19 protein-coding genes are annotated in these 17102 nt (G+C 60.4%); 10 read left to right on the forward strand and 9 right to left on the reverse strand.

Translation table 11 applies throughout. The features are described from left to right. The first annotated feature begins 15 nt into the window (after nucleotides 1–15). The 3 genes from DNK50_RS12160 (at nucleotide 16) to cysB (ending at nucleotide 2566) form a co-directional block, all read left to right on the forward strand. Entirely contained in the window at nucleotides 16–933 is a 918-nt protein-coding gene (locus DNK50_RS12160) for a 5'-nucleotidase (RefSeq protein WP_099586816.1), read from the forward strand. A 53-nt stretch (nucleotides 934–986) separates the two neighbouring features. Further along, nucleotides 987–1487 carry a universal stress protein gene (locus DNK50_RS12165; protein ID WP_099586815.1) on the forward strand — a complete coding sequence of 167 codons (501 nt, stop codon included), beginning with the start codon at nucleotides 987–989 and terminating at the stop codon, nucleotides 1485–1487. A gap of 104 nt (nucleotides 1488–1591) precedes the next feature. Then, nucleotides 1592–2566: an HTH-type transcriptional regulator CysB gene (gene cysB / locus DNK50_RS12170; protein ID WP_003189876.1), complete on the forward strand. Its 975-nt coding sequence runs from the start codon at nucleotides 1592–1594 to the stop codon at nucleotides 2564–2566. 5 nt (nucleotides 2567–2571) lie between these two features. Here cysB and DNK50_RS12175 read toward each other — a convergent pair whose 3' ends face one another. Both DNK50_RS12175 and DNK50_RS12180 read right to left on the reverse strand, forming a co-directional pair. After that, nucleotides 2572–3054: a GreA/GreB family elongation factor gene (locus DNK50_RS12175; protein WP_112194239.1), complete on the reverse strand. Its 483-nt coding sequence runs from the start codon at nucleotides 3052–3054 to the stop codon at nucleotides 2572–2574. 12 nt (nucleotides 3055–3066) lie between these two features. Further along, nucleotides 3067–3438, reverse strand: coding sequence for a hypothetical protein (locus DNK50_RS12180; RefSeq protein WP_112194241.1), 372 nt, complete (start codon nucleotides 3436–3438; stop codon nucleotides 3067–3069). A gap of 129 nt (nucleotides 3439–3567) precedes the next feature. Between DNK50_RS12180 and earP the strand changes: the two genes are divergently transcribed. Together earP and DNK50_RS12190 are read left to right on the forward strand one after the other, a co-directional pair. After that, a complete protein-coding gene (gene earP / locus DNK50_RS12185) occupies nucleotides 3568–4701 on the forward strand; it encodes an elongation factor P maturation arginine rhamnosyltransferase EarP (protein WP_112194243.1) in 1134 nt (377 codons plus the stop codon). Between the two features lie 49 nt (nucleotides 4702–4750). After that, entirely contained in the window at nucleotides 4751–5323 is a 573-nt protein-coding gene (locus DNK50_RS12190) for an elongation factor P (RefSeq protein ID WP_032889016.1), read from the forward strand. A 65-nt stretch (nucleotides 5324–5388) separates the two neighbouring features. Here DNK50_RS12190 and DNK50_RS12195 read toward each other — a convergent pair whose 3' ends face one another. The 4 genes from DNK50_RS12195 to DNK50_RS12210 form a co-directional block, all read right to left on the reverse strand. Further along, nucleotides 5389–6405 (reverse strand): alpha/beta hydrolase, encoded by a 1017-nt coding sequence (locus DNK50_RS12195; protein ID WP_112194245.1) that lies wholly within the window; start codon nucleotides 6403–6405, stop codon nucleotides 5389–5391. 27 nt (nucleotides 6406–6432) lie between these two features. Beyond that, nucleotides 6433–6852, reverse strand: a complete 420-nt coding sequence (locus tag DNK50_RS12200) for an organic hydroperoxide resistance protein (protein WP_099586810.1) — start codon at nucleotides 6850–6852, stop codon at nucleotides 6433–6435. Nucleotides 6853–6998: 146 nt separating this feature from the next. Next, entirely contained in the window at nucleotides 6999–7451 is a 453-nt protein-coding gene (locus DNK50_RS12205) for a MarR family winged helix-turn-helix transcriptional regulator (protein WP_112194247.1), read from the reverse strand. Between the two features lie 78 nt (nucleotides 7452–7529). Continuing rightward, entirely contained in the window at nucleotides 7530–8480 is a 951-nt protein-coding gene (locus tag DNK50_RS12210; RefSeq protein WP_099586808.1) for a LysR family transcriptional regulator, read from the reverse strand. Between the two features lie 108 nt (nucleotides 8481–8588). Here DNK50_RS12210 and DNK50_RS12215 point away from each other — a divergent pair, with 108 nt between their 5' ends. Next, the gene (locus DNK50_RS12215; protein WP_099586807.1) at nucleotides 8589–9338 is read left to right on the forward strand and encodes a sulfite exporter TauE/SafE family protein; all 750 of its coding nucleotides are present in this window, start codon (nucleotides 8589–8591) and stop codon (nucleotides 9336–9338) included. On the opposite strand, the gene DNK50_RS12220 is transcribed toward DNK50_RS12215, so the two are convergent. After that, nucleotides 9328–10209 carry a LysR family transcriptional regulator gene (locus DNK50_RS12220; RefSeq protein WP_099586806.1) on the reverse strand — a complete coding sequence of 294 codons (882 nt, stop codon included), beginning with the start codon at nucleotides 10207–10209 and terminating at the stop codon, nucleotides 9328–9330. The genes DNK50_RS12215 and DNK50_RS12220 overlap by 11 nt on opposite strands. Nucleotides 10210–10279: 70 nt before the next feature. Between DNK50_RS12220 and DNK50_RS12225 the strand changes: the two genes are divergently transcribed. Together DNK50_RS12225 and DNK50_RS12230 are read left to right on the forward strand one after the other, a co-directional pair. Next, nucleotides 10280–10486 carry a DUF1127 domain-containing protein gene (locus tag DNK50_RS12225; protein ID WP_256595588.1) on the forward strand — a complete coding sequence of 69 codons (207 nt, stop codon included), beginning with the start codon at nucleotides 10280–10282 and terminating at the stop codon, nucleotides 10484–10486. Between the two features lie 45 nt (nucleotides 10487–10531). Beyond that, nucleotides 10532–11746, forward strand: a complete 1215-nt coding sequence (locus DNK50_RS12230; RefSeq protein WP_112194249.1) for a winged helix-turn-helix domain-containing protein — start codon at nucleotides 10532–10534, stop codon at nucleotides 11744–11746. A 104-nt stretch (nucleotides 11747–11850) separates the two neighbouring features. Here the strand turns inward: DNK50_RS12230 and DNK50_RS12235 are convergent, their stop codons facing one another. Beyond that, nucleotides 11851–13197 carry a class II 3-deoxy-7-phosphoheptulonate synthase gene (locus DNK50_RS12235; protein ID WP_112194251.1) on the reverse strand — a complete coding sequence of 449 codons (1347 nt, stop codon included), beginning with the start codon at nucleotides 13195–13197 and terminating at the stop codon, nucleotides 11851–11853. A 124-nt stretch (nucleotides 13198–13321) separates the two neighbouring features. Between DNK50_RS12235 and DNK50_RS12240 the strand changes: the two genes are divergently transcribed. After that, entirely contained in the window at nucleotides 13322–14077 is a 756-nt protein-coding gene (locus DNK50_RS12240) for a spermidine synthase (protein ID WP_112194253.1), read from the forward strand. Between the two features lie 99 nt (nucleotides 14078–14176). On the opposite strand, the gene DNK50_RS12245 is transcribed toward DNK50_RS12240, so the two are convergent. After that, nucleotides 14177–14968, reverse strand: a complete 792-nt coding sequence (locus tag DNK50_RS12245; protein ID WP_099586801.1) for a crotonase/enoyl-CoA hydratase family protein — start codon at nucleotides 14966–14968, stop codon at nucleotides 14177–14179. A gap of 422 nt (nucleotides 14969–15390) precedes the next feature. Between DNK50_RS12245 and DNK50_RS12255 the strand changes: the two genes are divergently transcribed. Further along, complete coding sequence (locus DNK50_RS12255; RefSeq protein ID WP_027606997.1) at nucleotides 15391–17064, forward strand: DEAD/DEAH box helicase; 1674 nt, start codon at nucleotides 15391–15393, stop codon at nucleotides 17062–17064. The last annotated feature ends 38 nt before the right edge of the window (nucleotides 17065–17102 follow it).

Here is a 17102-nt window from a genome sequence, read left to right on the forward strand (position 1 = left end):
GTCGGGGGTAAACGCATGGCGAAGGGATTGGGCGACAAACTGGTGTTGGCGATTTCGTCGCGGGCCTTGTTCGACCTGGGCGACAGCCACAAGGTCTATCTTGCCCAAGGAGTAGAGGCCTATCGCAAATACCAGATCGAACACGAGGAAGAAATCCTCGAACCCGGCGACGCCTTCCCACTGGTCAAGAAGCTGCTGAGCCTCAATGCCAGCCTAGGGCGCGCTCGGGTCGAAGTGGTGCTGGTATCGCGCAACAGTGCTGACACAGGCCTGCGTGTATTCAACTCGATTCAGCACTACGGCCTGGATATTTCCCGCGCTGCTTTCGTAGGAGGGCGTAGTCCTTATCCTTATTTGGCTGCATTTGGTTGCCATCTGTTTCTTTCGACCCATGCTGAAGATGTGCGCAGTGCCCTTGATGCGGGCTTTGCAGCAGCGACGATTCTGTCGGGCGGGCCGCGCCGGGCGTCCAGCGAGGAGCTGCACATCGCCTTTGATGGTGACGCGGTGTTGTTTTCCGATGTGTCGGAGCGCGTGTACCAGGCCGACGGGTTGGCGGCGTTCCAGGCCAGTGAGCGCGAATCCGCACGCCAGCCGTTGCCTGGCGGTCCGTTCAAGGGGTTCCTGGCGGCGCTGAACTTATTGCAGCGAGAGTTCCCTGACGAGGCCTGCCCGATCCGCACCGCATTGGTCACCGCCCGTTCGGCGCCGTCTCACGAGCGGGTGATTCGCACGTTGCGTGAGTGGGATATTCGCCTGGACGAGTCGTTGTTCCTTGGCGGCCTGGAGAAGTCCGCGTTTCTGGAGGCGTTTGCCGCTGATGTGTTTTTCGATGACCAGGCCGGTCATTGCGAGAAAGCCAGGGAAGTGGTGGCCACTGGGCACGTGCCCCATGGCATCAGTAATGAATTGAGGATTCAGGCCGAGAGTTAGGCGCGCTGCTAAGCTCATTCAATCTCCTCCAGCCTGGCAGTCCAGGAGGTTTTATGATTCGTTCGATGCTGTACGCCACGGACCTCGGTCTTTACGCGCCCTATGTGATGCAACATGCGCTGGCGCTGGCGCGAACGTTCAAGGCTGACCTGTATGTGATTCACGTGGTCGAGCCGATCGGGCTGTTCGCCGAATCGGTGTTGCAGAGCTACCTTGATGAAGCCGCGTTGAGCGAGTGGCAGAGCCGGGGGCTGAACACGGTGATGGCGACTATCGAGCAGCGGGTGCTCGACAGTTTCCGCGAGGAGTTGGGGGAGGGTGAGCAGGACCTGAAGTTGATCCGTTCGGTACGCGTGATCCAGGGAGATCCGTGCGAGGTGATTCTGGACCAACTGCGCAAACTGTCGGTAGATCTGCTGATAGTCGGCAGCCACAGCCACGCAACGGGTGCGACCACGCCTCTGGGGCGTACCGCGGCACGGGTACTGCAACTGTCCAGCGTACCGGTTTACCTGGTGCCGTCGTTACAACGTCGCCGCAGTGATGACATGTGATCGGTAGGAAACGATAAAAAGTTCTAGATTTATCTGTCTAACCTTTAATATAGTTATATACCGTCGCTGATACCCGTGGCGTCTATCTGCTTTGAGGGACACATATGAAGCTTCAACAACTGCGCTACATCTGGGAAGTGGCGCACCACGACCTCAACGTTTCCGCTACCGCTCAAAGCCTGTACACCTCGCAACCCGGTATCAGCAAGCAGATCCGCCTGCTCGAAGACGAGCTGGGCGTTGAAGTGTTCGCGCGCAGCGGCAAGCACCTGACCCGCGTCACCCCGGCCGGTGAGCGCATCATCACCACCGCCGGCGAGATCCTGCGTAAAGTCGAAAGCATCAAGCAGATTGCCCAGGAGTTCTCCAACGAGAAGAAAGGCACCCTGTCGATCGCCACCACGCACACCCAGGCGCGGTATGCATTGCCTCCGGTGATTCGCGATTTCATCAAGCAATATCCGGACGTGGCCCTGCACATGCACCAGGGTTCGCCGATGCAAATCGCCGAGATGGCCGCTGACGGCACCGTCGATTTTGCCATCGCCACTGAAGCCCTGGAGCTGTTCGGTGATTTGGTGATGATGCCGTGCTACCGCTGGAACCGTTGCGTGGTGGTGCCTCAGGGTCACCCATTGGCCAAGTTGCCGAAGCTGACCCTCGAAGCCCTGGCCGAATACCCGATCGTGACCTACGTGTTCGGTTTCACCGGCCGTTCCAAGCTGGACGAAGCCTTCAGCCATCGCGGCCTCACGCCGAAAGTTGTGTTCACCGCCGCCGACGCCGACGTGATCAAGACCTACGTGCGCCTGGGCCTGGGCGTGGGTATCGTCGCCAAGATGGCGGTCGATACCAACCTCGACAAAGACCTGGTGGTACTCGACGCCAGCGAGCTGTTCGAATCCAGTGTGACCAAGATCGGCTTCCGCCGTGGCACATTCCTGCGGGGCTTCATGTGCGACTTCATCGAGAAGTTTGCGCCGCACTTGACCCGCGAAGTCATGGCCAAGGCGATCCAGTGCCACAACAAGCAGGAGTTGGAAGAGCTGTTCGACGGCGTTGAACTGCCTGTTCACTGAGTGGTTTATCGGGCCTCGGTAACCGTAAACAGTTGCCGAGCGCCTGCCACCAGAATCTCCACTTCATCCCCTTCGAACTTGCCCAGCAGGCTTTTGCCCAGAGGCGAGCGCGGGGTGATGACCGTCACCGGTTGCCCGACCACATCCACCTTCAAGCCCGCAGCATCAGGCGCCAGGAACAGCCATTGCTGGCGACCGTTCTCGTCCTCCAGACCCAGTAGTGCACCGACTTCTATCCCTCGCTGATCATCGTAGGCGCGCAGGGGCAGGTTCTGGCACAGCGCCAGCGACTGCTTGATTTCCTCGACCCGTTTGGCTTGCCCGGCCGCTAGATAAGAAGCTTCCAACCCCAAGGTGTCGTACTTGTTCTCCGCGATGTTTTCTTCATGAGTCGCGGTTTCGTAGGCAGTCTGCGCGGCGCGTTGGGCTATATCGAGGTCGACGGTGAGCTTTTCCAGGATCAACTGGAGGACGGCGTGCTTATTCATGGCTGTGCTTGATCATTCGCAGAATTGCAGGACATTGGCCCGGCTTTTTTCATTGGGCGCATTCTGGTCTTGTTGCAGCCAGAACTGGCATTTGGGGTTGGACAGGTTACGTGCGTTGCTACGCGCCTGGTCCAGGGTTTGTTGCTGTTCCTGCTTTTGCAGGTTTTGTTGGTACTGCTCGAACATGCGGTTGGGCGGCTCCGGCGCGACAACGGCCGGTTTACCCAATTGCTGGACCGCCTGGGCCACCGGCGCGAGGCTTTGCGGAAACAGGTAGCGCGAGGCCAGCCAAGTGGTCAGCGCAATGGCGACAAACCCCAGCCATACGCCCAAGGCGATAGTGATGCACAGCTTGAGCAGCGACAAAGGCGCGCTAGAGGGCATGTGGAACTCCTTGCTACGGGGATAATGGCGGCGATTGTCGCACAGCCTCCATGCAGAATAATCGCGATCAAGCCTTCTGCATCGGCGCATTTATGCGGACAATCGAGCCTTTGAGTGTTGGAGCCCGGAATGAAAGCCCGCTGGGATATTTTTTGCAGCGTTGTCGATAACTTCGGCGACATTGGCGTGACATGGCGCCTGGCCCGGCAATTGGTGGCGGAGCATGGCTGCGAGGTGCGTTTGTGGGTCGATGACCTGCGGGCCTTCGAACGCATGTGCCCCGAGGTGGATGTGCAGCGCGAGCAACAATGGCAAGAGGGCGTCGATGTGCGCCACTGGCCAGCCGATTGGTCACCAACCCCTGCCGCTGATGCGGTGATAGCCGCTTTCGCTTGCCAGTTACCGCCTGACTATATGGAAGCCATGGCCGAGTGTGAGCGCACGCCGTTGTGGATGAACCTGGATTATCTCAGCGCCGAGGATTGGGTAGTGGTCTGTCATCGCCTGCCGTCGGTGAAGTTCAAGGGGGTACAAAAGTATTTCTTTTTCCCTGGCTTCCGGCCCGGTACGGGCGGTCTGTTGCGTGAGGCCGGGTTGCTGGAGCAGCGTCGGGCTTTTCAGCGGGATGTTGTTGCGCAGCGACAATTCCTGCAATCGCTGGGAGTGTTTCCACCTGATGGTGCGCGTCTGTTCTCACTTTTTGCGTATGAAAATGCCGGACTGGCCAGTTGGCTGGACGTATTGTCGACGGACGGGCGTGCCACTCATCTATTGGTGCCGGAAGGGCGCATCCTCGGCGATGTAGAGCGCTGGCTTGGAGTAGAAGAGCTCGCCGCCGGGGATGTTCATCAGCGTGATGCACTGACCGTGCAGATACTGCCGTTCGTGCGTCAGGAGCAATATGACCACCTGCTGTGGTGCTGCGACTTCAACGCCGTGCGCGGTGAAGACTCGTTCGTGCGCGCCCAGTGGGCCGGGCGCCCGCTGCTGTGGCACATCTATCGCCAGGACGAAGACATCCACCTCGACAAGCTCGATGCCTTCCTGGAGCTGTACACCGCCGCCTTGTCACCCGCTGCAAAGGCGGCACTGGTCGCGCTTTGGCAGGCCTGGAACACCGAGGGCGACATGGCGCAGCCGTGGAAAATGCTGCTGGAACACTGGCCAGAGGTCAGCCAGAACGCCGAAGCGTGGTGCCTGGAGCAGGCCTTGCAGGCCGATCTTGCGACGGCGCTGGTACAGTTTTATGAAAGTTGGATATGATACGCCACCTTGATTTTTGTAAATCCCATCCAAATTTCGGATATATGCAATGAAAACTGGTAAAGAACTGAAACCCGGTACAGTGATCCGTCTCGAAAACGACCCTTGGCTGGTTCAGAAAGCTGAGTTCACCAAGTCTGGTCGTAACAGCGCAATCATGAAGACCAAGCTGAAGAACCTGCTGACCGGTTACAAGACCGAGATCGTCTACAGCGCCGATGACAAACTGGACGACGTAATCCTCGACCGCAAAGAAGCGACCCTGTCCTTCATCAGCGGCGACACCTACACGTTCATGGACACCACCGACTACACCATGTACGAGCTGAACGCTGAAGACATCGAAGCCGTTCTGCCGTTCGTGGAAGAAGGCATGGAAGACATCTGCGAAGCGATCTTCTTCGAAGAGCGCCTGGTTTCCGTAGAGCTGCCGACCACTATCGTGCGTAAAGTTGCTTACACCGAAGGTTCCGCTCGCGGCGACACTTCGGGCAAGGTAATGAAGCCAGCCAAGCTGGCTAACGGTACCGAGCTGCAGGTCGCTGACTTCATCGAAATCGACGACCTGATCGAGATCGACACCCGCGAAGGCGGTTCGTACAAAGGTCGCGCCAAGAAGTAATTCTGGCCCTACCGTACGAAATAAAAAAACCCGACCATGAGTCGGGTTTTTTATGGGCGTTGTTTTTACTTCAAGTGTTGCTTCAACTCATCCGATGCCTGCAGCAGGGCCGAACGCACCGCCGGCACCTGGCTGACTACATTGAGCAAACCGTAGTCGTGAATCATGCCGTTGTAACGTACGGCGGTCACCGGCACACCGGCTGCATCCAGTTTGCGGGCATAGGCTTCGCCTTCATCACGCAGCACATCGGCGCTGGCCGTCTGAATCAGCGCGGGCGGCAAACCCTTTAGTTGGTCCGTGGTGGCCCGCAGCGGCGAGGCATAGATCTCGGCTCGCTGGTTGGCGTCGGTGGTGTAGTTGTCCCAGAACCACTTCATCATATTTTTGGTGAGGAAGTGCCCTTCGGCGTACTGGTTGTAGGACGCGGTCTCGAAATTGGCGTCAGTCACCGGCCATAACAGCAGTTGGAATTTGATCGCCGGCGTGCCCTTGTCCTTGGCCATCAGGCTGACCACGGCCGCCATATTGCCGCCGACGCTGTTGCCCGCGACCGCCAGGCGCTTGCCGTCGACATTGATCTCTTTACCGTGTTCGGCCACCCATTTCGTTGCGCCGTACGCCTGGTTGATCGCCACTGGGTAATGTGCCTCGGGTGACGGCGTGTAGTTGACGAACACCGCCACCGCCCCGGAACCCACGACCAGATCACGCACCAGGCGTTCGTGGGTCGGATAATCCCCCAGCACCCAACCGCCGCCGTGGAAGAACATGAACACTGGCAATGTGCCTTTGACCCCGGCCGGACGCACGATGGTCAGGTCCAGCGGCTTGCCATCGACCTGGATGGTCTTCTGGCTCACATCAGCCTTGGGCAGCGTCAGCTTCACCCCGGCTTGGGCGCCGGTCAGCACCGAGCGCGCTTCCTTGGGCGTCAATTGTTCCATCGGCTTACCGGTGCCGGCGTTCAATACATCCAGGAAAGCCTGGGTGTTGTGCTCAACGTCGCCATTGGCAGCGAACGCGTGGCTGATGGACAAGGCGAGCAGGGTGCCGGTGAGCGCTTTACCAAATGTGTTCATGTTCTTCTCCTTGAGCTGCAGCGTGGGTTAGACGGTTACATGCAGGCGCACATCGACGTTGCCACGGGTGGCGTTGGAGTACGGGCAGACCTGGTGAGCTGCGTCGACCAGACTTTGCGCGTCATCCTGCGCCAGGCCAGGCAGGCTGATATGCAGGTCGATGTCCAGGCCGAAACCGCCGGGGATCTGGCCGATGCCGACGTGGGCAGTGATCGAGGCGTCAGCCGGGATTTTGCGTTGGGTCTGGCTGGCGACGAATTTCAGGGCGCCGATGAAGCAGGCCGAGTAGCCGGCAGCGAACAGTTGTTCCGGGTTGGTCGCCTGGCCACCGGCACCGCCCAGTTCTTTTGGTGTGGAGAGCTTGACGTCGAGGATGTTATCGCTGGAAACAGCGCGACCATCACGGCCGCCGGTGGCGGTGGCTACTGCGGTATAGAGCGTTTGCATGGTGTCGTCCTCATTGGTATATAGCGCTAAATATTTGCGCGCTAAGTAATTGGTGAGGCGAATGTATAGCGCTAATGTTTAGTGCGCAAGATAAATTTAAAAGTATTTTTCGTGAAGCGCCACATCCCGCATTTTCATTGGGCGTATTAAACGGCGCCTTGCAGGTTGCTGCGCAATGCAATCAGATCCGCTTGCAGCTTGCGCAATTGTTCCAACTCCAACCCGCTGGCCCCAAGGATGCACTGTGGAATATCCATGGCCTTGTCCTGCAAGGCACGGCCGGCGGTAGTCAGTTCCACCACCACCACGCGTTCATCCTCGCGGCTGCGCGTTCGGCTGAGCAGGCCTTCGGCTTCCAGGCGTTTGAGCAGTGGCGTCAGGGAGCCAGGGTCTGTGAGCAGGCGGCTGCTGATTTCGCCGACAGTCAAACCATCCTCTTCCCACAGCACCATCATGGCCAGGTACTGCGGGTACGTCAGGCCGAGCGCTTGCAGCAGAGGCTTGTAGACCTTCGTCATCAGCAATGAAGTGGAGTGCAACGCGAAACACAGCTGGTTATTCAGCATCAGGGGTTCGCACGGGTCAGGATTTTTGCTCATGGCGGTGCCTTAAATACGTGTATGGGCTGGAATCTAGCGAGCAAATCTTTAATGCGCCAGACAATTCTGTCCAGAAGGTCAGACCAGGCCGCTCTGCAGCGCCAGATCCCATGGCGGAACAGGGCTGAAACGGGATTTGAGGTATTCCAGCAGCAAGCGGCTGCGTGCGTTGGCCTGTTGTTCCAGGCGCAGCGCATAGATCCCGGTAGTTTCCGGGCTGGGCAGACCATCTTCGCAAAACAGCGGCAGCAATTCGCCACGCACCAGGTATTCGCTGGCCAGCCAAGTGGGTAGATGGGCGATGCCCAAGCCGGCCAAGGCGCCTGAGAGCAGCGCTTCTGCGTTGTTGGCGCTCATGCGGATGCGCTGTGGTCGATAGGTCGCACGGCGCCCGTCCAGTTCGAAGCGCCACGCGAACATCGGCGCCAGGCCATCCCAGTCCAGGCCATCATGATCACTCAACTCCCGGGGATGGGCCGGCGTGCCACGGCTTTTGAGGTAGGCCGGGCTGGCGCAGGCGATACGCACGATGCTGGCCAGGGGCGTGGCGATCAGACGGGTATCGACGATATGCCCGGCCCGCAGCACCAGGTCGACCTTGCCAAGATGCGCGCCCTGCATATCCACGAAACTATCGATCAGATGCAGGTGCACATCCAGGCCGGGGTACACCTTCAGGAAATCCGCGATGACTGGCGCCAGGTGCCGTCGACCAAACGCCGCGGGCGCATCCACGCGGATCAAGCCCTCCGGCGCATGGCTCAGAGACACCGCTTCAGCCCGTGCCAGTTGCAACTCGCTGACAATCCGCCGCGCCCGCTCTGCAAACGCCAGGCCCGCTGGCGTCGGCACTACCGCGTGGGTACTGCGCTGGAACAAGCGACTGCCCACGGAGCTTTCCAGGCTGTCGATGCGCCGCGCTACCGCGGAGGGCGTCAACGGATGACGGCGTGCGGCGGCGGAAAAGCTGCCGGTTTCCAGTACATCGAGAAACAGACTCAGCTGGTCGGTAAGGGTATTGGGGTTCATGACTGAATGCTTATGCGAGATTGGCACAGCCATTGTGCGTTGCTGTGCGTTTCCGCGCCAGGGCCGACTGCGTAGCATGCGAGGCCTGGGATTATGGAGTAATGAGCGGTGTGGGATTTAGCGATGTACCTCGTATTGGGCGCGGCCTTGGGCACAGTGGGCGGGCTGTTTGGCATCGGCGGCGGGCTGATTGCGATCCCGGTGCTCGGCGTATTGTTTGGCCTGGATCAACAGATCGCCCAAGGCACCGCGCTGGTGATGGTGGTGCCAAACGTGATGCTCGCCCTGTGGCGTTATCACCAGCGCAACCGGATTGAACTGCGTCACGCGCTGCCGCTGGGCATCACGGGTTTCAGCTTTGCCTGGTTGGGCTCGATCTGGGCAGTGGGCCTGGATGCAGGGGCGATGCGGATTGGCTTCATTGCGTTTCTGGTGGCGTTGTCGGCCTACAACCTGTTGCGCATGTTCACCCGCAACGCACCGCCGACCGCGCAGATGCGTTATTCCTGGCCATGGCTGGGCGTGCTGGGCGCCGCGTCCGGCTCCATGGGCGGCTTGTTTGGTGTAGGCGGGGCCGTGGTGGCCACGCCGGTGCTGACCAGCGTGTTCGGCACTACCCAAGTGGTCGCCCAAGGCTTGTCCCTGGCCTTGGCCCTGCCCAGCACCGGCGTGACTCTGGTCACCTACGCCTGGCACCACGAAGTGGATTGGATGATCGGCATACCCCTGGCAGTGGGTGGCCTGCTCAGTATCAGTTGGGGCGTGAAAGTTGCCCATGCCTTGCCCGAGCGTTTGTTGCGTGGCCTGTTCTGCGGCTTCCTGGTGGTGTGCGCGGTGATGCTGACCTTTAAACTCTGAAGCCTTCCAGAATGTACTCGGCCAGGCATTCGGTGATCGGCGAGGTAATGTGCGGGTTGCGCAGCAAGTGCAGATTCATCGACGGCAGCGGTGGGAACCCCTCGTCGCTGCCGAGTATGCGCAAGTCGTCGGTCACCAGGCTTTCCATGCAGATCATCGCGGCGAGGCCGGCACTCACCACCGCCTGGATCGCCGCGACGTTGGTGCTGTGGTACGCCAGGCGATAGTCCCGGCCGCAGGCATCCAGTGCGGCACGCGTCCACTGCGTATACAGGCAGTCGTCGCCGGAAACCGCCAGGGGCACGGCGTCGTGTTCCTCCACGCAGAAGCACGGCGCTGCTGCCCAGACCATCCGCTCAGTGCGCAACAGTTCGCCGATTTCTTTGCCGGGCTCGCGGCTGATCACGGTCAGCGCCAGGTCCCGCCGCTGCATCAGCACCGTTGACGACTCGCAATGCAGCTCGATCTGGATCAGCGGGTACGCCTTGGAAAATTGCTTGAGGATCCCCGGCAGGAAGCGCATCACGTAGTCGTCTGGCGTGCCGATCCGCACCAGCCCCACCATATGCGGCTCGCGCAGGGTGTTGAACACCTCGCTGTGCAGTTTCAGGATGCGCCGCGCATAACCCAGCAGCACCTGGCCCTCGGGTGTCAGTCGCACCTGCCGGCCATCGCGCTCGAACAGCTTGCGCTGCAACACGTCTTCTTCCAGACGCTTCATCTGCATGCTTACCGCCGATTGAGTGCGGTTGACCAGCTCGCCAGCGCGGGTAAAACCGCCCTGGTCAGCGATGGCAACGAAGGTGCGCAGCACTTCAGTGTCGATGCTCGGGTAGCCGGACAATTGATCAATCTCCGAGATGTATTGCATAAGAAACATTCGTTGGATTGATCATAGTGCCCCGCACACACTGGCGTCATCCCCAAGGGAGGGCGAGAAGATGAAAGGTCAGAAAGGTTACGTGTTGATGGCGAAGCATCCGTTTGCCGGGTTGTTTCAAAGGATTGCCCGCTGGCAGGCATTGCGCTACGAACGCCAGATGCTGTCGAGCATGAGCGATGATGCGCTCAAGGACATCGGCCTCAGCCGCGCCGACGTGGAACAGGAAACCCATCGGCATTTCTGGGAAGACCCGCTGCGAAAATGACTGGGGATGCAGTAGGGTAGGTCGCGAGCCCTCAAGGAGTTTTCCATGCCCGCCGACCTGTCCTTTTCACTCAAGCAAGCTCGACGCATGGCGCTGGCGGCTCAGGGTTTTTCCGGGCGCCAGCCGCCTGCGCAGATCAAGGCCGCGCACCTCAACCGATTGATCGACCGCCTGGGCGTGTTGCAGATTGATTCGGTCAACGCCGTGGTGCGTTCTCATTACCTGCCGCTGTTTTCCCGCCTGGGTCACTATTCCCCTTTACTGCTTGAGGAGGCTGCCTGGAGCCAGGGCCGGCGGCGTTCGCTGTTCGAATACTGGGGGCATGAAGCCTCGCTATTGCCCATGGCGTTGTACCCATTGATGCGGTGGCGCATGGTGCGGGCGCAGCAGGGCCAGGGCATTTATGCGCAGATGGCGCGTTTTGGGCGCGAGCAGCAGGCCATCATTCAGCGTGTGCTCAAGACCGTTGAACAACAGGGCGCACTCGGCGCCGGCAGCCTGTCCACCCGTGAGGAGCGCGCCGGCCCCTGGTGGGACTGGAGTAATGAAAAGCACGCGCTGGAATGGTTGTTTGCTGCCGGGCTGGTCACCGTGGCCGGTCGACGCGGTTTCGAGCGCCTTTACGACTTGCCCGAGCGCGTCATGCCCGCCGACATTCTCCAGCAAGCCCCGTTGGCTGAAGCCGAGGCCCAGCGCGGGTTGTTGCTGCACAGTGCCACCGCCCTGGGGGTCAGCACTGAAAAAGATTTGCGTGATTACTTTCGCCTCGACCCTGCCGACAGTCGCGCTCGCTTGGCTGAGCTGGTGGAGGACGGCCAATTGCTGACCTGCCGGGTTCAGGGCTGGAAGCAGTCGGCATATTGCTTGCCGGAGCCAAAAACGCCGCGCAACGTACCGGCCAGCGCCTTGCTGTCGCCCTTTGACTCGTTGATCTGGGAACGCGCCCGCACTGAGCGCCTGTTCGATTTCCGTTACCGACTGGAGATCTACACCCCGCAAGACAAACGGGTGTATGGCTATTACGTGCTGCCGTTTTTGCACAACGAGCGGATCGCCGCCCGCGTCGACCTGCGGGCCGAACGCGCCAATGGGCGCTTGGCGGTGCATGCGGTGCACGAGGAAGAGTCTGGGCTGGATGAGGAGGGGATGCTGGCGCTGGCGCAGCATCTGCGGCAAATGGCGCAATGGTTGGGGCTTGAGCAGGTGCAGCTCAATTGCCAGCGGCCAAGTGCCGCTCGGCTGCGGCTTGCTGGGCTCTAGGGCCCCATCGGGGGCAAGCCCCCTCCCACATTTGGATTTGTGAACGCAGTCAAACTGTGGGAGGGGGCTTGCCCCCGATGGCCTCAGTCCTGTCAGCCTAAATCTCAGCGCTTGACCTGTTTCAAGGTCTCGGCAATCAGAAACGCCAGCTCCAGCGACTGATCGGCATTCATCCGTGGGTCGCAATGGGTGTGATAGCGGTCCGACAAGCCATCCTCGGTGATTGGCCGCGCGCCGCCGATGCACTCGGTGACGTTCTGCCCGGTCATCTCGATATGAATTCCGCCGGCGTAGCTGCCCTCGGCCTGGTGCACCTGGAAGAATTCTTTCACTTCGCCGAGGATCTGCGCAAAGTCGCGGGTCTTGTAGCCGCTGCTGGCCTTGATGGTGTTGCCATGCATCGGGTCCGAGCTCCACAGCACCTGCTTGCCCTCGCGCTGTACGGCGCGGATCAGGTTGGGCAGGTGGTCGCCGACCTTGCCTGCGCCCATGCGGGCGATCAGGTTCAAGCGGCCTGGGTCGTTGTCCGGGTTGAGGATGTCGATCAGGCGGATCAGGTCGTCGGGGTTCATGCTCGGGCCGACCTTGACCCCGATCGGGTTGTTTACGCCGCGCAGAAACTCGACGTGGGCGCCATCCAACTGGCGGGTGCGGTCGCCGATCCACAGCATATGGGCCGAACAGTCGTAGTAGTCGTTGGTCAGGCTGTCACGGCGTACGAAAGCTTGTTCGTAGTTCAGCAGCAGCGCTTCGTGGGCGGTGAAGAAGCTGGTTTCGCGCAGTTGCGGCGAGCTGTCCATGCCGCAGGCACGCATGAAGGCCAGGGTTTCGTCGATGCGGTCCGCCAGTTGGCTGTACTTCTCGGCCAGAGCGGAGTTGGCGATAAAGTCCAGGTTCCACTGATGAACCTGGTGCAGGTCGGCGAAACCGCCCTGGGCGAAGGCGCGCAGCAGGTTGAGGGTGGCGGTGGACTGGTGGTACGACTGCAACAGGCGATCAGGGTCGGGTACGCGGCTTTTTTCGTCAAAGCCGATGCCGTTGACGATATCGCCACGGTAGGCGGGCAGGGTGATGCCGTCGATGGTCTCGTCGTTGGATGAGCGCGGCTTGGCGAACTGGCCGGCCATGCGCCCGACTTTTACCACCGGGCAGCCGGCGGCGAAGGTCATCACAATCGCCATCTGCAACAACACCTTGAAGGTGTCGCGGATTTTCGCCGCAGAAAACTCAACGAAGCTTTCGGCGCAGTCACCGCCTTGCAACAGGAAGGCGCGACCCTGAGTCACTTCGGCAAACTGGCGGCGCAACTCACGGGCTTCCCCGGCAAACACCAGCGGCGGGTAGCTGGCCAGGTTCTGCTCCACCCGCAACAGGTGTGCGGCGTCCGGGTACTGGGGTTGTTGCTGGATCGGCAGGGCGCGCCAGCTGTCGGGGCTCCAGGGTTGGCTCATCATGAACTCGATTGGCTGATTGACGGTCGGGCGCCAATGTTATCAGCAATTAGTGCGTGACCTGCTGCTGCCGGTTGGCCGACAATCGCGCCTTTGGCGTAGAGCAAACCCGTTAGGAGTAGTGATGACAGAGGAGCGTGTCGAGCGCCTGCTGGCCGAGGTCCATGATGACTTCGGCATGATCCGTGTGCTCGAAGTGGCCGATTACCGGTTTCTCGAATTCGGCGACGCCATCGAGCAGAGCTGCGTGTTCACCGCCGATCCGAGCTGGCTGGAGTACGACTACACCCGCGCGATGCTGATCGGCGCGTTGTGCCATGAACAGCCGGAAAGCGCGTTGTTCCTCGGTCTCGGCGCTGGCACGTTGACCCAGGCGTGCCTGAAGTTCTTGCCCCTGGAAGACGTCGAAGCCATCGAGCTGCGCCCGGACGTACCACGTCTGGCCATCGAGTACCTGGGGTTGGACGATGATCCGCGCCTGTACATCCGCATCGGCGACGCCCTGGAATTGCTGGAGACTGCCGAATCGGCCGACCTGATTTTCGTCGACCTTTATACCGATGTCGGCCCAGGCGTCGGGCACCTGGCCTGGACCTTCCTGGAAAACTGCCAGAAAAAGCTCAACCCCGGTGGTTGGCTGGTGATCAACCAGTGGGCGACTGACGACGGTAAACCACTGGGCGCGGCGTTGTTGCGTGGGCTGTATCACCGGCATTACTGGGAGCTGCCGGTGAAGGAGGGCAATGTAATTTTGCTGGTGCCTTCGGAGTTGGATCAGGTGCTGGATCTGGCTGCGCTTTCTAATCGGGCCGAAGTGTTGGCGCCGCGTCTGGGGTATTCGTTGCAACCGTTGATCAAGGCGATTCGGCCGGCTACTTAGTTGTCTGTGCTGACGTCATCGGGGGGCAAGCCCCCTCCCACATTGGAGCGCATTCTCCTGTGGGAGGGGGCTTGCCCTGATGGCGCCGGAGTTGCCCACTCAAATGCCTTTGAATACCCCCGGCCGCTTCTCGATCATCGCCCGTACACCTTCCTTGGCATCTGCACTGTTGAACAGCTTGTCGACCATCGGCGGCAAGGCAGCGGCGGCCACGGTCTCACCCTCCATGCGCGCCAGTCGCGCCGACATCAAGGTAGCCTGCACGCCCAGCGGAGCCTGGCGCGCAATGCGGTTGGCCAGTTCAATGGCGCGGGGCAGCAAGTCTTCGCTGGCCATCACTTCCTGCACCAGACCCAGGCGCAGGGCTTCATGGGCGTCGAACTCATCGCCAGTGAGCAGCCAGCGCATGGCGTTGCCCCAGCCGGCGATCTGATGGAAGCGCAATGTCGCACCGCCAAACGGAAAGATCCCACGCTGTACTTCCATCTGCGCAAAGCGCGTGTTGCTCGCACAGAGGTTGATATCCGCCGCCAGCATCAATTCGATACCGATGGTCAGGCAGTAGCCTTGGGCGGCGACGATCACCGGTTTGCTTACCCGCGGACCGGCGAACACGCCCCACGGATCGCAGCCCCCCAGCGGCGGTTGCCAGCCGCCGGCCATCACGGCGCTGACATTGGCCAGGTCCAGCCCGGCGGTGAAGTGGTCGCCGTGGGCAAAGACGACAGCGACCCGCGCAGCGTCGTTTCGATCAAATTCGCCATACGCCAGGCTCAGCTCATTGAGCAAATCCAGGTCAAAGGCATTGCGCTTGGCCACCCGGTCCAGGCCCAACAGCAGGACATGGCCCTGGAGTTCACGGCTGACGCGGCTGCTGCTGGCTTGATTCATCGGGTGTGCCCTCGGGCGCAGGGAAGGATTTCAGACCAAAGGTCTCGAACATTGGGTGAATCGTTTAAGCGTTATCACCAACAGGGCCGGGCCTTTGAAAAATAGACCCTGGCCGGCTTATCTGCAAAGACTGTGACGCAGCGCGGTTTATCGGCGCTTTGCGATAAAAAAAGCTCCCTTTTTCAGGTATTTCCGGTATAGTGCGCGCCGGCCTTTAACCGGGCCGCGTTTAGGTAGCGCAATTCCCCGAAGTCAGCTTCGGCTGCACGTCCGCACAGCGGACTCTCCCTTGACGAATCTTTTTCATTCATTCGTTTTCGCAAATCCCCGCCGACAAAGCAGCCAGGGCGACTCTTGAGTCTCAACACGGCATGCGCAGCTTTGGAGCATGGGTCTTTGCGGATGCACTTAGAGGCAGACCCATGACCCAGGAAACCGGCGGCTTCGCCGCTTTTAATCTTAACCCGAACATTCTTGCTGCCGTCATTGCGACCGGCTACGAAGAACCTTCGGCGATTCAGCAGCAATCGATCCCGATCATCATGGCCGGCCAGGACATGATTGGCCAGGCGCAAACCGGTACCGGTAAAACCGCCGCGTTCGCCCTGCCTATCCTGCACTGCATCGATCCTGCCAAGCGCGAGCCGCAAGCCCTGATCCTGGCGCCAACCCGTGAGTTGGCGCTGCAAGTAGCAACCGCTTTTGAAACCTACGCCAAGCAAATGCCAGGCGTTACCGTTGTTGCCGTTTACGGCGGCGCGCCGATGGGCCCGCAACTGAAAGCCATCCGTAATGGCGCTCAGATCGTTGTGGCGACCCCAGGCCGCCTGTGCGACCACCTGCGTCGCGACGAAAAAGTACTGTCGACCGTGAACCACCTGGTTCTCGACGAAGCTGACGAAATGTTGAAGCTGGGCTTCATGGATGACCTGGAAGTCATCTTCAAGGCGCTGCCACCGACCCGTCAGACCGTACTGTTCTCGGCCACTCTGCCACAGTCGATCCGTGCCATTGCCGAACGCCACCTGCGCGATCCGCAACACGTGAAGATCCAGACCAAGACTCAGACCGTTACCGCGATCGAACAGGCTCACCTGTTGGTTCACGCTGACCAGAAGACCTCGGCTGTATTGAGCCTGCTGGAAGTCGAAGACTTCGATGCCCTGATCATGTTCGTGCGTACCAAGCAAGCGACCCTGGACCTGGCAAGTGCCCTGGAAGCCAAAGGCTACAAAGCCGCTGCGCTGAACGGTGACATCGCCCAGAACCAACGCGAGCGCGTGATCGACTCCCTCAAGGATGGTCGTCTGGACATCGTTGTAGCGACCGACGTAGCCGCTCGTGGTCTCGACGTTCCACGTATCACTCACGTGTTCAACGTTGACATGCCTTACGATCCAGAGTCCTACGTTCACCGCATCGGCCGTACCGGCCGTGCAGGTCGCGAAGGTCGTGCACTGTTGCTGGTGACTCCACGTGAGCGCCGCATGCTGCAAGTGATCGAGCGTGTAACCGGTCAGAAAGTTGCCGAAGTCCGCCTGCCGGATGCCCAGGCTGTTCTCGATGCCCGCATCAAGAAACTGACCAACAGCCTGTCGCCACTGGTGGCTGACGCTGAATCGACCCACGGCGACCTGCTCGACCGCCTGACCGCCGATATCGGCTGCACCCCACGTGCCCTGGCTGCAGCTCTGCTGCGCAAGGCAACAAACGGTCAGGCCCTGACCCTGGCAGCCATCGAGAAAGAACGCCCGCTGGTACCGAACAACGCGCCACGCGGTGATCGTCCAGAGCGTACTGGCGACCGTCCAGACCGTGGTGATCGTGAGCGTCGTGCTCCGGTTCCATTGGCTGAAGGTCGTGCTCGTTGCCGTACCGCGCTGGGCGCGCGTGACGGTATCGCTGCCAAGAACCTGCTGGGCGCTATCCTCAACGAGGGTGGCCTGGCACGTGAAGCCATCGGTCGCATCCAGGTCCGTGACAGCTTCTCCCTGGTGGAGCTGCCGGAAGACGGTCTGGAAAAGCTGCTGACCAAACTGAAAGACACTCGCGTTGCCGGTAAGCAGCTGAAGCTGCGTCGCTACCGCGAAGATTGATCCGCCCTTGGGCTGATTGATCGCACATAAAAAATCCC

Origin of the sequence: Pseudomonas sp. LG1E9 (genome assembly GCF_003290225.1) — a bacterium.
Lineage (GTDB): Bacteria > Pseudomonadota > Gammaproteobacteria > Pseudomonadales > Pseudomonadaceae > Aquipseudomonas > Aquipseudomonas cyclaminis.

What these genes read in the sequence shown, in the direction of transcription:
- DNK50_RS12160 (WP_099586816.1), top strand. Translation starts at nt 16, where the DNA reads ATGGCGAAGGGATTGGGCGACAAACTGGTGTTGGCGATTTCGTCGCGG.
- DNK50_RS12165 (WP_099586815.1), top strand. Translation starts at nt 987, where the DNA reads ATGATTCGTTCGATGCTGTACGCCACGGACCTCGGTCTTTACGCGCCC.
- cysB (WP_003189876.1), top strand. Translation starts at nt 1,592, where the DNA reads ATGAAGCTTCAACAACTGCGCTACATCTGGGAAGTGGCGCACCACGAC.
- DNK50_RS12175 (WP_112194239.1), bottom strand. Translation starts at nt 3,054, where the DNA reads ATGAATAAGCACGCCGTCCTCCAGTTGATCCTGGAAAAGCTCACCGTC.
- DNK50_RS12180 (WP_112194241.1), bottom strand. Translation starts at nt 3,438, where the DNA reads ATGCCCTCTAGCGCGCCTTTGTCGCTGCTCAAGCTGTGCATCACTATC.
- earP (WP_112194243.1), top strand. Translation starts at nt 3,568, where the DNA reads ATGAAAGCCCGCTGGGATATTTTTTGCAGCGTTGTCGATAACTTCGGC.
- DNK50_RS12190 (WP_032889016.1), top strand. Translation starts at nt 4,751, where the DNA reads ATGAAAACTGGTAAAGAACTGAAACCCGGTACAGTGATCCGTCTCGAA.
- DNK50_RS12195 (WP_112194245.1), bottom strand. Translation starts at nt 6,405, where the DNA reads ATGAACACATTTGGTAAAGCGCTCACCGGCACCCTGCTCGCCTTGTCC.
- DNK50_RS12200 (WP_099586810.1), bottom strand. Translation starts at nt 6,852, where the DNA reads ATGCAAACGCTCTATACCGCAGTAGCCACCGCCACCGGCGGCCGTGAT.
- DNK50_RS12205 (WP_112194247.1), bottom strand. Translation starts at nt 7,451, where the DNA reads ATGAGCAAAAATCCTGACCCGTGCGAACCCCTGATGCTGAATAACCAG.
- DNK50_RS12210 (WP_099586808.1), bottom strand. Translation starts at nt 8,480, where the DNA reads ATGAACCCCAATACCCTTACCGACCAGCTGAGTCTGTTTCTCGATGTA.
- DNK50_RS12220 (WP_099586806.1), bottom strand. Translation starts at nt 10,209, where the DNA reads ATGCAATACATCTCGGAGATTGATCAATTGTCCGGCTACCCGAGCATC.
- DNK50_RS12225 (WP_256595588.1), top strand. Translation starts at nt 10,280, where the DNA reads ATGAAAGGTCAGAAAGGTTACGTGTTGATGGCGAAGCATCCGTTTGCC.
- DNK50_RS12230 (WP_112194249.1), top strand. Translation starts at nt 10,532, where the DNA reads ATGCCCGCCGACCTGTCCTTTTCACTCAAGCAAGCTCGACGCATGGCG.
- DNK50_RS12235 (WP_112194251.1), bottom strand. Translation starts at nt 13,197, where the DNA reads ATGAGCCAACCCTGGAGCCCCGACAGCTGGCGCGCCCTGCCGATCCAG.
- DNK50_RS12240 (WP_112194253.1), top strand. Translation starts at nt 13,322, where the DNA reads ATGACAGAGGAGCGTGTCGAGCGCCTGCTGGCCGAGGTCCATGATGAC.
- DNK50_RS12245 (WP_099586801.1), bottom strand. Translation starts at nt 14,968, where the DNA reads ATGAATCAAGCCAGCAGCAGCCGCGTCAGCCGTGAACTCCAGGGCCAT.
- DNK50_RS12255 (WP_027606997.1), top strand. Translation starts at nt 15,391, where the DNA reads ATGACCCAGGAAACCGGCGGCTTCGCCGCTTTTAATCTTAACCCGAAC.